We start from the raw sequence: 14,852 nt of genomic DNA on the forward strand, positions 1-14,852 counted from the left end.
CCGAAGGTCCGATTAGGCGCCGACTACAGCGGGTTCTTGCGGTTTCCTAGCGCCAGCACCAGCGCGTTCGCCAGGACGCAGGCACCGGCCGCGGCGAAGGCGCAGGGCACGCCCCAGCGCTGCGCCACCTGGCCCCAGACCAGACTGCCGGCCACGTAAGCGCCGGACATCACGAACAGGTAGATCGACAGGGTCCGGGCCCGCAGCTCGGCCGGGAAGGACAGCTGGGCCGCCGCGTTCAGGGTCGAGACGGTGGCCGACCAGGCCATGCCGCCGCACACGATCAGGGGCGCCAGCACCCACAGCGAGCGGCTGGCCGACATCGCCACCAGCATGACGCCGTACACGGCCAGCGCGCCGGCCAGCACCCCGGTCTTGTCGAAGCGCGCCCGCAACTGGGGCAACAAGAAGGCGGCCAGCACGCAGCCGCCGCCCAGGCAGCCCATCAGGGTGCCGTAGGTGCTGGAGCGCAGCTGCAGCACGTCGCGCACGAACACCGGCAGCAGGCCGGCAAAAGCGATGGTCGAGAAAAACACCGAGCACACGTTGCGCAGGATGCGGCGGTAGCGCGGGCAGCCGAAGGCGGTCCGGATGCCGAGCGCGAAGCGCTGGCGGAAGCCTTGTTCCACCGGCGCCTGGGGCTTGCCTTCGCGCCACCAGGCCCAGTAGACGCCGAGCAGGCCGGCGAAGGACAGGGCATTGGCGAGGAACAGCGCGCCCGGTCCGATCCAGCCGAACAGCAGGCCGCCCAGCGCCGGGCCGACGATCGCGGACAGGTTGTACGAGAGGTTGTTGAGGGTGGCCGCCGCTTCCACTTCGTCCGGTTCGACCAGGCTGGACATCGCCGCCTGCCAGGCCGGCCAGATGAAGGCGGTGCCGATGCCGATGCAGAAGGTGAGGATCAGCACCGGGGTGGGCGCCACCCGTCCGGTGCCCACCAGCAGCGCCATGACGGCTGCGTACAGCGCCATGTACAGGTTGCAGAAGAACAGGAACTTGGGGCGGTGCACGGCGTCGGCGACGACGCCGGCCAGCAGGGCGAACACGAAGATCGGCACATAGGTCGCGGTCTGCACCAGCGAGGTGATCGCGGCCGACTGCGACAGCGAGGCCACCAGCCAGGCCGAGGCGAAGGCCTGGATCCAGGTGCCCATGTTCGAGACCATGTTGGCCAGCCAGATGTTGCGATAGCGTGCGTGCCGCAGCGGCCGGGCCACGGACACCTTGCAGCGGCGCGACGGCGCGGCGCCGGCGCGCTGGCCGAGGGTCGCGCCGTGGGTCAAAACCGTGCCTGCGCCGGCGCTTGTGCTGGAGTCTGCCATGGTCTGGACAGTGTAGGGGGCTCCGCTTCCCACGGTCAATTAAATTGCCGTGTGGAAAGTGTTTTCTGTGATATTGTGGCGTTCCCATAACACGTTTGCCCAAAACGACATGCTGATCCGACCGCTGGTGCCTGCGGACATTCCAGCCGTGGCTGCCTTGTTGCGCGAACTGGCGCGCGAATACATCGTGCACGAGTCGCCGCCGGAGGGCGCGTCGACCTTCCTCGCCGAGAACGACGAGATGGGGGTACGCGGTTTCCTCGCGCGCGGGCATGTCTACCACGTGGCCGTGATCGACGGCGCGGTCGCCGGCTTCGTCGCGGTGCGCGACCGCAGCCACCTGTTCCACCTGTTCGTCGGCAAGCGCTGGCACCGGCGCGGCGTGGCGCGCGCGCTGTGGCTGGCGGCGCGCGACGCGACCCTGGCCGCGGGCGGCGACGGCGCCTTCACGGTGAACTCCTCGAATTTCGCGGTGCCGGTGTACGAGGCCTTCGGCTTCGTGCGGGTCGGCCCGACCCAGTTCGCCAAGGGCCTGTACTTCAACCCGATGCGCCTGGCCGGTCCGGACGACGCTTCGGAGTCCGCCTCAGAAGACGCTTGAGCTGCGGGCTGCGCTCGCTTCGTCGGCGCGGCGCAGCCACAGGCTGCTGGCCCAGCCATCCAGGCGGCGGCCGTCCACCACGGCGCTGACCTGCCACCAGTCGCCGCGGCGTTGTCCGGTGGCGGTCACCCGCGTGCCGGCCGGGACCACCGCGAGGCGCCGCGCACCGATGCCGGTATCGGCGCGCAGGTTCAGGTGGTCGCGCACGCGGTATTGCGCGCCCGCCACCGGCGCCTCGGCCAGGGCCGGCGCGAATGCCTGCACCGGCCTCGTTACACGCGCTTCCGTTGCGATCGGCGCGAACAGCGCGGCCAGCGATCCTCCCAGCAGCACGGTACCTCCCACCAGCACGGCGCCGGCGCGCGCGTTGGCCCGGCGCCACCAGGTGCGCGGGCTCAGCCAGGCCGCCAGGCACAGGGTCAGCAGCAACCCGGCGCCGTAGGCCGCGATCGTGGTCAAGGCGGGCATGGCGGGCATCGTGGCCTCAGGCGTCGAAGCGCAGCACGTAGTGGCCGGCGACCAGGTGCTGGCCGGGCGGGACCAGGTAGGGCTGCTCCTGGGTGGCGCTGTCCACCTGCGCCACCAGCCGCAATTCGGCGTCGAGGTGGAACAGGGCCTGGGTCTCGGACAGGCGCACCACGCGCAGGCCCTCGGCGCTCGCTTCCCAGCTGAAGGCATTGCGCGACAGGCCGAGGCGGTCGGCGCTGGCCGCGGCGCTGCCGTCGGCATGGCGCAGGCAGTGCGGCGCGTCCAGCACGCGCAGGGCCGCCAGCGCCGGCATGCCGCGTCCGAACACCAGGCGCGTGCCGGCCGCCGCCGGCTGTTCCGGCCCGTGCGGCAGCGCGAGCAGCGCGGCGTAGCGGTCCGCCATCGGCAATGGCACCGCGTGCAGGGCGATGCCGGCGCCGTCCAGCGGCGCGAAGCGCGCCGGCACGCTCACCCGCTGGCGGCCCGCCGCGGTGATCGCGTGCAGTTCGTCGGCGTCGTCCACCAGGAAGCGGATCACGCTGTCCTTGCCCGGCGCCACCGGCGCCAGGCCCGCGTCAAGCCCGGCCCCGAGCGCGATCTCGAGCGCGGCGGCCCCGGTCTCGCGGTAGCGGCTCAGGCGCGGCAGCGCGAGCGCGGCCAGCGTGATGCGGTGGCGCGCGACCGGCGCATAGGTGGCGTCGCCGATTTCCTGTGCTGCCCCCAGCGCAGCCGGCGTGGGCGCGGCCGCGAGCGGCATCGCGGTCATCTCGCCATCGGCCTGCGCGGCGCGCGGTTTCCATACCGCCGGCGGGCGCGCCGACGGCAGTTCGGGCGCCGGCGCGCCGGGCGCAAGGGCCCGCGCCGGGGCGCCGGCACGGCTGATCTTGAGCAGCAGGCGCTGGGCGCCGGCATCGCCGCTGGCGCGCTTGCCGCGGATCACATAGTAGCCGCCGGCGTCGTCGAACCGGCAGTCGAGCGCGTCCTTGGGACGCACCTGCACTTCCAGCGGCGCATCCGGGCCGTCGTTGACCAGCAGGATGCCGCCGTCGACGCTGAAGGGCCAGCCCGGCACCGCGAAGGTGGCGCCGGCCTGGTCCTGTCCGACCAGGGTCAGGCGCTGGTGCGGGTAGATCGCGCACACCGGCTGCCAGACCGCGCTGTCGCGCGATGCCGTGACCGTGTACAGCACCTGCTCGCCCGGCGCCGGCAGGTAGACCGCGTGGCCGAACTTCACCTTCACTTCGCCCGGCGCCACGGTCTCCGCGCCCTCCACGTGGTAGCGCACCTCGTCGCCGCCCAGCAGGTCGCCGAAGTCCTTCTGGTGCAGCGCCGCCAGCGCCTGCGCCAGGTCGCGCACGCGCGCGCCGCGGGTCAGGTGGCGGTCGTCGTCGACCTCGTCCTGGGGCAGCATCAGGGTGACGTGGGAGAAGCAGCGGGTGGCGGCGCGGCCGCGCTGTTCGCGCGGCGAGCGCTCCAGCAGGTCGCGCAGCAGCGGCCGGCGCGAGAACAGGGCCAGGCCGGGCGCCTGCCACAGCGCCTCGGCATTGAACACGTCATCTACCTTGGCCAGGATTTCGTGTTGGACGTAGACCGGCATGATGGATTCTCCTCGAAAGATTGAACGCTCGCCATGCCGAACGCTAGCAGGGGGCAGATGAAAAACAGCAGGTGCGAGCCGCCCGCCGACAGGAAGCTCATCGGCTGGCCCATGATCGGGAACAGCGCCAGGTTGGTGCCCCAGGACAGCAGGAAGTGCCCGGCGAGAAAGGCGGCGCCGCCGCACAGGAAAAAACACTGGAAGCGCCCGAGCCAGGCGCGCCGGAAGTCGCCGGCGCCGCAGGCCGCGCGCCAGGCGCCGGCGGCCGCATGCAGCAGGGCCGCCACCAGGGCCGCCTGCAGCGCCCACAGCAGCAGGGCGGCGAGCAGGCCGTGGCGGTTGATCAGGAACGACGGCGCGAAGTCGTCCTGCACCGCCGGGATGCGCAGGGCGTCGCCAACCGGGCCGCCGAGCGAGGCCGCGCCCAGCCGGCGGTCGGCGCCGAACCAGCCGCCGGCGGCGACGGCGCGCGCCCCGAGCAGCATTTGCTGGCCGGTGTGCGGGTGCGCCTCCGGATCGGACCAGACCTGGAAGCGCTCGGCGTAGAAGCCGCCCGCCAGGGCCGGGCCGGCCGACTGCAGCGCGGCGGCGCCTCCCAGCAGCGCGCAGCACAGGGCGGCGCCCACGGCCGCCTGCCGGCGCCGCCCGGTGGCCAGGCACCAGGCCAGCAGGGTGACCGCGGCCCAGGCCAGCAGCAGGATCAGGGGCGAGTAATCGTCGACCTGCACCAGCGCCACCGCCAGCAGCAGCACGAACAGCAGCGCCGGCGCCAGCATGCGCAGCCAGTGGCGCCAGCCGCGCGCGCCGCCGGCGCCCACGTCGGCACCGGTCGCCAGCGCCAGGCAGTGGGCGCTCAGGGCGGCGAGGGCGAACTTGGCGAATTCCACCGGCTGGATCTCGAACACGCCGGTCTCGTTGCCGAACACCACCTGCAGCAGCAGGCCAGCCAGCGCACACAGCGCCAGCGCCACCAGCAGCCATTCGGTGGCGGGCCGCGACAGCAGGCCGCGCGCCACGCCGTCCAGCAGCAACAGGCCAAGCGGCAGGCCGGCGGCCAGCAGGGCGCAACTGGTGTCGACGTGGCGCAGCCAGGCGCTGTCGGGCGCGCCCAGGCCCAGTTCGAGCTGCACCAGCAGGCCGGCGCCGAGCAGCAGCACCGCGGCCACGCCGAGCCAGGCCGGGCGCCTTGGCCACAGCAGGGCATGCCAGAGCGCGGCCCAGGCCAGCAGCAGCGCCCAGCCGGTGCCGGGCGCCGAAGCGCCGCGCTGCATCGCCAGCAGCATCAGCGCCAGCGCGGGCAGGACGATGGATGCGGCCAGCCGCGCCATGGCGCGCAGATCGCGCACCGGCCCGGCCAGGCGCAGGCCGGCGGCGCCGGCGACCAGCAAGCAGCCCAGCGCCGCGCACCAGGCCGGCAGCGAAGGTGCGGGCAGGCGCCACAGCGCGCGTTGGGTCCAGGTCCAGTGCACGGCGGCCGGCAGCTCGGCCTTGGGCTCGGGGTACAGTGCCACCTGGCCGGCCGGCTGCAGGCGCAGCGCGCCGCCTTCGGTGGAGACCGCAAGGCGGGTGCGGCCGACGGCGATCGCCTCCACGGCGTCGAGCGGATGTTCGCGGCGGGCGACATCGGCCCAGCCTCCGCCCGCGTCCAGCAGCACCGGCTGGGTCCCGCGCACGCTCAGCGCCAGCGCGCCGGAGGCCGCGCGCGCCAGTGTCAGCTTGCCGGTATCGAGGCGCGGCACCGCCAGCCGGTTGCCGCAATGGAGATGCCCGCCGAAGGCAAGCGGACGGCGCAAGGCGAGCAGGCCGGGGGCGAAGCGGTTCCACAGGCCGCCCAGGCGCGCCGCCGCGCCAAGCTCCGGGCAGGGCGGCTGGGGCCTGCCGTCGCGCAGCAGCAGGGCGCCGTCGTAGTCCCAGCTGTGGCGGCCGTCGCGCAGGACGACCCGGTCGGCGCCGGCGGCGGCGACCTCGAACAGCGTGGTCCCGGCCTGCAGGCGCTGGCCTGCGGCCAGCTCCACGCTGCCGGTCGCCAGGCGCGCGTCGTCGCGCATCAGCACGGCGCCCTGGGCCGGGTCGGTGTTGCGCAGCCACCAGCGTCCGGCCGCATCGCGCCTGAGGGAAAACTGCTGGTCCCCTGCGCGCGGCGCCGCCAGCTCGGCGCGTCCGAGCGAGAGTGCCGCGCCCGGCGCCAGGCGCAGGCTGATCGCCGCCGGCAGGTAGCGCGCCGGCGCCAGCAGCAGCGCCAGCAGCTGCAGCGCGCACAACAGCGCCAGCCCCGCAGCGGCCAAGGCAAGACGTGGCCTCATGCGTCCCTCCGCCAGCGGTCCCGCTCGATGCCGGCGCGCAGCGACGCCAGCCTGCGGCTGATCTCCAGTGCGTGCGCGGGCCGTCCTTGCGCCGTGGGGGCGAGCATGGCCTGCAGCAGGGCGCTTGCCTGCGCGCCCGTGCTGCCGAAGGCTTGTGCGAAGCCGGCCGCTTCGTCCGGGTGCAGGGTCGGCGGGACGCCCCCGTGCGCGTGGCGCAGCACGCCGGCGCCGGCGCGGCCATGGGCGGCGTAGGCCTGGCCGCAGGCGGCGCCATAGCGCAGCTTGCGGCCGCACACCAGCCAGTAGAGCAGGGCGCCGAGCGAAAAATAGTCGCTGCGCGGATCGCTCAGGTAGCCGCCATGCGCGTCGGGAAAGAACTGTTCGGGGGCCTGCCAGGCGGCGGTGCCGGCGTAGGAATGGGTGGGTGGCTCCTGCAGCGCGCGGCTGGTGCCGAAGTCGGCCAGCTTCAGGCTGGCCGTGCGGCGTTCGAGCAGCAGGTTGGCGGGCTTGAGGTCGAGGTAGCGGAATCCGGCCGCGTGCACCTTGGCCAGCGCCTGGTTGACCTGGGCGATCCAGTCGAGCGCCTGCAGGGCGCCGGGCGCCCGTCCGGCGGCGCGTTCGGCCTCCAGGTGGCCGGCCAGGTCGCCGTCCAGCAGTTCCAGCGCCATCGCCGGCAATCCGTCATGGCCGCCGCTGTCGAGCAGGCGCACGATGTGGCGGCCGTCCCACGGCGCCAGCCGGGCCAGGAAGCCCTGTTCGGCGCGGGCGGCGTCGATCCAGTGGCGGCGCAGTTCGGCGGGGGCGCGCGCCATCTGCGCGGTATTCACCAGCTTGATGGCGACGCCGCCGCCGCTCGCATCGGCGCGCCATACCGTGCCGTAGGCCGAGCCGCCCAGCTGCTCGCGCAGGCGGTACTGGCCGCGCGCCAGGGAAACGATTGTGCCTTGCTGGACCATGCTTGCCTCTCACGACCGACGCGGTGCGTCCTCGCAGAGCGCAAGCGGGGGGAGGGGGAAAGGCGAAAAAAAGCCGCGCAGTGCGCGGCTCGGTAGTACAGGCGGCGGGATTAGCGGCCCCAGCGGTCACCACGGTCCCAGTCGCGGCGATCGTGGCGATCCCAGTCGCGGCGATCCCAGTCGCGGCGGTCGTGGCGGTCCCAGTCGCGGCGCTCGACATAGACCGGACGCGGCTGGACGTACACGGGACGCGGCTGCACGTACACCGGACGTGGTTCGACGTAGACCGGACGCGGCTGCACGTACACCGGGCGCGGCTGGACATAGCCGTAGCCATAGCCGCGGTTGTCGTAATATCGGTTGTCGTAATGGCGGCGGTCGTCGCGGGTCGAGATCGAGTTGCCCACCGCCGCGCCCAGCACGCCGCCCACCAGGGCGCCGCCCGAGCCGCCGGCGCTGTGGCCGATGGCCGCGCCGACCACGGCGCCGATTGCAGTGTTCACGCCACGGTCGTCCGCCATTGCCGCCGGGGAGACGGCAACCGCGGCCAGGACCACCGCACCAACAATTTTAGATTTCAACATGGCTTTTCCTTTTGCCTCTGCGGGGATCAGGATGATCAGGTCGACGCCAGGCATGAATGCACTATAGACCGCGTGTCTGATGCTGCCACTCGTTAATACAGATTATTACAAACGGACATGCACCGGTAACATCGGAAGCGGCCCTTGCAGAGGGGCGGGCCTGCCCCATCTAACAATTGTTACCGTTTTTCTGGTCCGGGCCCTTCGTGAACCGTTCTTTCGCCACCATCCTGTTCCTGCTGGTCCTGTTGCAAACCTATATCGGCCTGCGCCTGTTGCCCGACATGGCGATGGGCACGCTGTTCACGGTCGCCGGCGTGCTGCTGCTGGCCGCCTTGACCGTGCTGGTGCCTGTGGGGCTGATGTCGGCGTCGCTGCGGCGGCGTCGCTGGTCCGAGCTGGTGGCCTGGCTGGGCCTGCTCTCGATGGGCTTCTTTTCCACGCTGCTGGTGACCGCGCTGGCGCGCGACCTGGTGCTGCTGGCGCTGCGCCTGGCCGGCCCGGCGGATCCCGGATTCGTGCGCGGCAGCGCGGTGGCGGTGCCGCTGCTGGCCCTGGGCGTCAGCGCGCTCGGTTTCGTGAACGCGCGCCGCCTGGCCCGCGTGGTCAGGGTCGAGGTGCCGATCGCCGGACTGCCGCCCAGCCTGCACGGCTACGCGATCGCCCAGCTGTCGGACATCCATGTGGGGCCCACCATCAAGCGGCCATACCTGAACGCCATCGTCAACCGGGTCAACCGCTTGGGCGCGGACGCGATCGCCATCACCGGCGACCTGGTGGACGGCAGCGTGCACCGGCTCAGCCTGCACACCCAGCCGCTGGCGCGCCTGGCGGCCCCGGACGGCGTGTTCTTCGTGACCGGCAACCACGAATATTATTCTGGCGCGGAAGAGTGGATCGCCGAGCTGCGCCGCCTGGGCGTCACCGTGCTGCTGAACCAGCACGTGCTGCGGCGCCACGACGATGCGACCCTGATGATTGCCGGCGTGGCCGACTACACGGCCCACCATTTCCACCCGGCGCACAAGAGCGACCCGCGCGCCGCGGCCGGCGGCGCCCGCGATGCGGCCGACGTGCGCATCCTGCTGGCGCACCAGCCGCGCAGCGCGCCCGAGGCTGCCGAGGCCGGCTTCCACCTGCAGCTGTCGGGCCATACCCATGGCGGCCAGTTCTTCCCGTGGAACCTGTTCGTGCCCCTGCAACAGCCCTTCGTCGCCGGCCTGCACCGGGTACGCGACATGTGGGTGTACATCAGCCGCGGCACCGGCTACTGGGGGCCGCCGAAGCGCTTCGGCGCGCCTTCGGAAATCACTCTGGTGCGCCTGGTGCCTGCCTGAACACCCGGTGTCGACACAGTGTAAACACGCCAACATTTCCCTGCAAAAAGCGTACGGATGCGCTATCGTTTGGGTCCCCTGAACTGAACAAGGATTCGACGCATGAACCGCAGCCGCAGCTTCCCCGTCCTCACCGTTCTTGCCGCAGCACTGCTGAGCAGTGCCGCGCTGGCCGCCAGCCCCGGCAACGATCCGGCGGCGCTCGCCAGGATCCGCGATACGGCGATGCAGAGCGATTACGCCTGGGAGCGCATGGCGGACATGACCGACCTGATCGGCCCGCGCCTGTCCGGTTCGGCGGGGGCCGCCGCCGCGGTCACGCAAGTGGCCGAAGCGATGCGCAAACTGGGCGCCAAGGTCACCCTGCAGCCGGTGAAGGTGCCGCACTGGGTGCGTGGCGTCGAGACCGGCGAACTGGTCGACTACGCCGGCCGCCCGAACGGCATCACCCAGCGCGTGATCCTGACCGCCCTGGGCGGCTCGGGCGCGACCCCGGCCGGCGGCCTGACCGCGCCTGTCGTGGTGGTCAAGAGCTTCGACGAACTGAAGGCGCGCGGCGCCGAGGTGAAGGGCAAGATCGTGCTGTTCGACGTGGCCTTCGACCAGGGCATGGCCGAAGGCGGCCAGGCCGGCCCGGCCTATGGCCAGGGTTCGGCCTACCGCCGCGACGGGCCGCGCCTGGCGGCCGAACTGGGCGCCGCCGCGGCGCTGGTGCGCTCGGTCGGGGGCGCCAACTACCGCCTGCCGCACACCGGCAACACCGGGCTGCTGGAGAATGCGCGCATCCCGGCCGCCGCCGTCACCGCCGAAGACGCCATGCTGATGAGCCGCCTGGCGAAGCGCGGCGCGCTCGCCATGAAGCTGGTGCTGACCCCGCAGAATTTGCCGGACGCCGACAGCTACAACGTGATTGCCGACCTGCCGGGCACCGACAAGGCGGACGAGATCGTGATCGTGTCGGGCCACCTCGATTCCTGGGACCTGTCCACCGGCGCGCACGACGACGCGGCCGGCGTCGCCAGCGCCATGGCCGTGCTCGAGACCCTGAAGAAGCTCGACTACCGTCCGCGCCGCACCATCCGCATGATCGCCTGGATGAACGAAGAGAACGGCATGCGCGGGGCGCGCGGTTACCTGGCCGCCGAGCAGGCCAATGCCGAGAAGCACATCGGCGCCATCGAAAGCGACAATGGCGCCGGCCGCCCGTTCGGCCTGCGCGCCAGCGTGCCGGCGACGTCGAGCAAGCTGTTCGCGCCGCTACAGGCCGCGCTGCAGCCGATCGGCGCCGGCCTGTTCCGCCGCGAGGACGCGCTCTCCACCGGCGACCTGTCGGGCCTGGAACGTGCAGGCGTGCCGAGTTTCGCGCCGCTGATCGACACGTCCAGCTATTTCGATTACCACCACACCCCGGCCGACACGCTCGACAAGGTCGACCCCGACCACCTGCGCCGTCACGTGGCGCTGATGGCCACGACCAGCTGGTTCCTGGCCAACATCGAGCAGCCGATCGGCCGCGCCGCGGTGCCCGAACGCTGATCGACGCGGATCGCCTGGCGGTCCGCAGGCCGTCAGCGCACCTGCCGGCTTCTATATAGTGCTTGCGCTCGCCCCGCGCCCCGCATCAGGGCACGGGGATGCGCCGCACCGCGCGCGCATGGCCCCGGTAGGGCCGCCCATAGATGGTCTGGATGCCGCTGGCAAAATTCTGCCCCCAGACCAGCTGGGTGCGCGTTTCGTGCGGCTCGCTCGACCAGTACCAGTTGCGCTCGAAGGCTTCGCGCAGGTTGGCGAACAGCAGCGCCAGCTCGCGCCGCGTCGGCAGCACGCCGCCGCACGATACCGCCCATTCGACCGCCGTCGGCCAGCTGACGTCCACCGCCTCGCCCGGCAACAGCACCAGATGGTAATCGGGATCTTCTTCCTTACCCAGGATCAGTCCCGCGTAGGCCTCGCCTTCTTGCAGCATGGCCCGAACTTGCATGTACTCGCCCATTTAACACGTCCCTTTGGTTGGTATCAGTCTATTAAGACCGTCCGGACCGAGCTTTGGTTGCGTGCGCGCGTTCGATCTATCTCATGCAAGTTTTTGATTTCCTTAGGGAAATTGATCTTAAAGGATTGTTACTCCAAGAAAAATTTTTTCAAGAAAGTTGAACTTAGGCAGTTTCCACCGCTCAAAGGGTTACATTCACTTGATGAGGCTTGTGACCTTGATGAAACAATTCAACGCTTTTGCTTCGACCTTCCGCATCAATACCCTGCTGTGCTGCGGCGCCGCCATCCTGCTGAGCGCCTGCGGCGGCAGCGTCGACACCGGCGCCGGGCAGCTCTCGGCCACCGCCGCGAGCGTGAGCACCGATGCCGGCGCCGCAGCCGCTGCGGGCGCCGTGGCCCCGGCCCCGGCAGTCGAAGCAATCGCCGAAGCCGCACCCGCAGCACCCGTCGCCGGCACCGAAGCCGCCGCCGCAGCAGCAGCACCCACCCCGGCCGGCGCCGCTGCCACGGACCAGGCAGGCGCGGGCACCCAGGAATTCGCACTGGCCGGCTACGGCAGCAAGCCGCAGCAAGGGCAGGCCGGACAGCAGGACGCCCCCATCAAGCAGTAAGCCGCAGTTCCATCCCGCACGGGCGCTTCACCCCGCCCATGCACCCAGAGGCCCACAGTTGCGTGTGCCTGATTAAGCAACCAGGACCATGCCACCGCTCTTTCACTGGTGGCCGGCTGTACCGGATTCCCCGGTGCACCGGGGCTCTTTTTGGCCCGCAGTCCTTCGCCCGCTCATTGGGCAAATAGGAAAACCACAAATGACCGAGACTTTCGCTTCGAACTTCCGCCACAAGGCTGTCCTTTGCGCCGCCGCCCTGCTGGGCGCTTTCGGCAGCGCCGCCGCCGCGACGCCGGCCACCACCTATAACTACTACGTGTCGCCGACCGGTTCGGATTCGGCCAACGGCAGCAAGGCCACCCCGTTCAAGACCCTGGCGCGCGCCGCCCAGGTCGCCACCAAGCCGAGCACCACCGTGTGGGTCGCCCCGGGCACCTACGCCGGCGGCTTCAAGACCACCGGCAGCGGCACCTCGACCGGCCGCATTTACTGGGTCTCGACCACCAAGTGGGGCGCCAAGATCGTCCCGCCGGCCAACTCGACCAACAAGACCGCCTGGGACAACCGCGGCAACTACGTCAGCATCATCGGCTTCGAAGTAGACGGCAGCAAGATCGGCGCGGGCACCAAGTGGACCCTCGGCATCTACACCGGCGGCTCGTACAACGTCATCGAGGGCAACCATGTGCACCACACCGCCACCACCATCCCGTGCAGCAGCGCGGGCGGCTCGGCGATCGGCGTGGACAGCTACTACAAGGGCGTCAAGGGCGACGTGATCGGCAACGTCGTGCACGACATCGGTCCGGCCGGCTGCTCCTACGTGCAGGGGATCTACCACTCGACCTCGGGCACCATCATGAACAACGTGGTGTACCGCGTCGGTTCGGCGGCGATCCACCTGTGGCACGACGCCACCGACGTCAAGATCGTCAACAACACGGTGAGCTCCTCGGTGTTCGGCATCATCGTCGGCGGCGGCGACTTCTACTTCACCTCGGCCGGCGCCAACAACGTCCACGTGCACAACAACATCGTGTTCGACAACAAGTACGGCATTTCGGAGCAGGGCAAGACCGGTACCGCGAACACCTACAAGAACAACCTGGTGTTCCAGAACCCGACCTACAACATCTCGCTGCGTAACGGCCTGAAGGCAACCAACACCATCAGCTCGAACCCGCTGTTCGTCGGCTACTCGCGCACCGCCGCCATGCCGAACTTCAAGCTCACCTCCAGCTCGCCGGCGATCGGCCGCGGTCTCTCGACCTACGCCCCGATCACCGATATCGACGGCCGCCCGCGCAACACGAGCACCGGCTTCGACCTGGGCGCTTACCAGCACTAAGCGCAGCCTGGCAAGCAGCAGCAACCAGCAGCAGCAACGGGCAGCAACAAGCAGTTCCATCCCGTGCAGGCGGCCTGTCGCCGCCTGTGCACCCCGATGGCGCGCACGCGCGTGCCTGATCAAGCAACCAGGAAGACGCCACCGCTCTTTTCCAGGTGGCCGGCTGTACCGGATGTCCCGGTGCACGGGGCCTTTTTTGCCCGTCATTCCAAGCCCACTCACTCCGGGCACACAGGAAAAACACAGATGAACAAGACTTTCGCTTTCGCTTCGCAGATCCGCCACCGCGTTGTCCTCTGCGGTACCGCCGCCGCCCTGCTGGGCGCCTTCGGCTCCGCCAACGCCTTCGCCGCCACCTCGGCCGCCAACCCGGCCATGGAAAGCGCGACCACCGCGCAGAAGGAACAGATCCGCCAGCTGTACCTGCAGCTGCTGGGCCGCGAACCGGATGCAGCCGGCCTGGCATGGTGGGCCAGCGCACTGGATGCGGGCGTGAGCATGGACTTCATCGCCACCCATCTCAAGGCGAGCGACGAATACATCAAGCGCAACACGAATTCGGGCCCGACCGGCACCGGCGGCCTGCCGGCCATTCCGGCCACCACCTATAACTACTACGTGTCTCCTACCGGTTCGGATTCGGCCAACGGCAGCAAGGCCACCCCGTTCAAGACCCTGGCGCGCGCCGCCCAGGTCGCCACCAAGCCGAACACCACCGTGTGGGTCGCCCCGGGCACCTACGCCGGCGGCTTCAAGACCACCGGCAGCGGCACCTCGACCGGCCGCATCTACTGGGTCTCGACCACCAAGTGGGGCGCCAAGATCGTCCCGCCGGCCAACTCGACCAACAAGACCGCCTGGGACAACCGCGGCAACTACGTCAGCATCATCGGCTTCGAAGTAGACGGCAGCAAGATCGGCGCGGGCACCAAGTGGACCCTCGGCATCTACACCGGCGGCTCGTACAACGTCATCGAGGGCAACCACGTGCACCACACCGCCACCACCATCCCGTGCAGCAGCGCGGGCGGCTCGGCGATCGGCGTGGACAGCTACTACAAGGGCGTCAAGGGCGACGTGATCGGCAACGTCGTGCACGACATCGGCCCGGCCGGCTGCTCCTACGTGCAGGGCATCTACCACTCGACATCGGGCACCATCATGAACAACCTGGTGTACCGCGTCGGTTCGGCGGCGATCCACCTGTGGCACGATGCGAACGACGTCAAGATCGTCAACAACACGGTGAGCTCCTCGGTGTTCGGCATCATCGTCGGCGGTGGCGACTTCTACTTCACCTCGGCCGGCGCCAACAACGTCCACGTGCACAACAACATCGTGTTCGACAACAAGTACGGCATCTCGGAGCAGGGCAAGACCGGTACCGGCAACACCTACAAGAACAACCTGGTGTTCCAGAACCCGACCTACAACTTCCAGCTGCGTAACGGCCTGACCCACACCAACACGATCAGCTCGAACCCGCTGTTCGTCGGCTACTCGCGCACTGCCGCCATGCCGAACTACGAACTGAGCGCCAGCTCGCCGGCGCTCGGCCGCGGCATCTCGACCTACGCACCGTCGACCGACATCCATGGCCAGGCGCGTAACGCGACCACCGGTTTCGACCTGGGCGCTTACCAGCACTAAGCAGCAATAAGCACACCAAGCAGCACCAGGCTGCCCCAGGCAGCTGCGGCCAGTACCGGCGGCATGCCGCCGTTCGGACC

The 14,852-nt window shown here is 70.2% G+C and carries 13 protein-coding genes; 6 read left to right on the top strand and 7 right to left on the bottom strand.

Going from position 1 to position 14,852, the window contains the following annotated elements:
* Positions 1-23 precede the first annotated feature (23 nt).
* A complete protein-coding gene (locus AB3347_RS03405) occupies positions 24-1,322 on the bottom strand; it encodes an MFS transporter (protein WP_369090353.1) in 1,299 nt (432 codons plus the stop codon).
* Positions 1,323-1,431: 109 nt separating this feature from the next.
* Here AB3347_RS03405 and AB3347_RS03410 point away from each other — a divergent pair, with 109 nt between their 5' ends.
* Positions 1,432-1,923, top strand: coding sequence for a GNAT family N-acetyltransferase (locus AB3347_RS03410; RefSeq protein WP_369090354.1), 492 nt, complete (start codon positions 1,432-1,434; stop codon positions 1,921-1,923).
* Here AB3347_RS03410 and AB3347_RS03415 read toward each other — a convergent pair.
* The 5 genes from AB3347_RS03415 to AB3347_RS03435 all read right to left on the bottom strand — a co-directional run bounded on the left by AB3347_RS03415 (position 1,909) and on the right by AB3347_RS03435 (position 7,831).
* A complete protein-coding gene (locus AB3347_RS03415) occupies positions 1,909-2,391 on the bottom strand; it encodes an SH3 domain-containing protein (RefSeq protein ID WP_369090355.1) in 483 nt (160 codons plus the stop codon). The two genes, AB3347_RS03410 and AB3347_RS03415, sit on opposite strands and share 15 nt — an antisense overlap.
* A gap of 16 nt (positions 2,392-2,407) precedes the next feature.
* Positions 2,408-3,988, bottom strand: a complete 1,581-nt coding sequence (locus AB3347_RS03420) for a hypothetical protein (RefSeq protein ID WP_369090356.1) — start codon at positions 3,986-3,988, stop codon at positions 2,408-2,410.
* Positions 3,949-6,291: an FtsW/RodA/SpoVE family cell cycle protein gene (locus AB3347_RS03425; protein ID WP_369090357.1), complete on the bottom strand. Its 2,343-nt coding sequence runs from the start codon at positions 6,289-6,291 to the stop codon at positions 3,949-3,951. Before AB3347_RS03425 ends, AB3347_RS03420 begins: the two co-directional genes overlap by 40 nt.
* On the bottom strand, positions 6,288-7,247 hold the full coding sequence (locus AB3347_RS03430) for a serine/threonine-protein kinase (RefSeq protein WP_369090358.1): 960 nt from the start codon (positions 7,245-7,247) through the stop codon (positions 6,288-6,290). The genes AB3347_RS03425 and AB3347_RS03430 overlap by 4 nt, the downstream gene beginning before the upstream one ends.
* 110 nt (positions 7,248-7,357) lie before the next feature.
* Positions 7,358-7,831, bottom strand: coding sequence for a glycine zipper domain-containing protein (locus AB3347_RS03435; RefSeq protein ID WP_369090359.1), 474 nt, complete (start codon positions 7,829-7,831; stop codon positions 7,358-7,360).
* Positions 7,832-8,115: 284 nt separating this feature from the next.
* Here AB3347_RS03435 and AB3347_RS03440 point away from each other — a divergent pair, with 284 nt between their 5' ends.
* Together AB3347_RS03440 and AB3347_RS03445 are read left to right on the top strand one after the other, a co-directional pair.
* Positions 8,116-9,168 carry a metallophosphoesterase gene (locus tag AB3347_RS03440; RefSeq protein WP_369090521.1) on the top strand — a complete coding sequence of 351 codons (1,053 nt, stop codon included), beginning with the start codon at positions 8,116-8,118 and terminating at the stop codon, positions 9,166-9,168.
* Positions 9,169-9,270: 102 nt separating this feature from the next.
* The gene (locus tag AB3347_RS03445; protein ID WP_369090360.1) at positions 9,271-10,704 is read left to right on the top strand and encodes a M20/M25/M40 family metallo-hydrolase; all 1,434 of its coding nucleotides are present in this window, start codon (positions 9,271-9,273) and stop codon (positions 10,702-10,704) included.
* Positions 10,705-10,789: 85 nt separating this feature from the next.
* Here AB3347_RS03445 and AB3347_RS03450 read toward each other — a convergent pair whose 3' ends face one another.
* Positions 10,790-11,149: a DUF1566 domain-containing protein gene (locus AB3347_RS03450; protein ID WP_369090361.1), complete on the bottom strand. Its 360-nt coding sequence runs from the start codon at positions 11,147-11,149 to the stop codon at positions 10,790-10,792.
* A gap of 232 nt (positions 11,150-11,381) precedes the next feature.
* Between AB3347_RS03450 and AB3347_RS03455 the strand changes: the two genes are divergently transcribed.
* The 3 genes from AB3347_RS03455 to AB3347_RS03465 all read left to right on the top strand — a co-directional run bounded on the left by AB3347_RS03455 (position 11,382) and on the right by AB3347_RS03465 (position 14,772).
* Positions 11,382-11,774: a hypothetical protein gene (locus AB3347_RS03455; protein ID WP_369090362.1), complete on the top strand. Its 393-nt coding sequence runs from the start codon at positions 11,382-11,384 to the stop codon at positions 11,772-11,774.
* 199 nt (positions 11,775-11,973) lie between these two features.
* A complete protein-coding gene (locus AB3347_RS03460) occupies positions 11,974-13,122 on the top strand; it encodes a right-handed parallel beta-helix repeat-containing protein (protein WP_369090363.1) in 1,149 nt (382 codons plus the stop codon).
* Between the two features lie 246 nt (positions 13,123-13,368).
* Complete coding sequence (locus AB3347_RS03465; RefSeq protein WP_369090364.1) at positions 13,369-14,772, top strand: right-handed parallel beta-helix repeat-containing protein; 1,404 nt, start codon at positions 13,369-13,371, stop codon at positions 14,770-14,772.
* The last annotated feature ends 80 nt before the right edge of the window (positions 14,773-14,852 follow it).

The organism is Massilia sp. X63, assembly GCF_041023745.1.
Classification (GTDB): domain Bacteria; phylum Pseudomonadota; class Gammaproteobacteria; order Burkholderiales; family Burkholderiaceae_D; genus Telluria.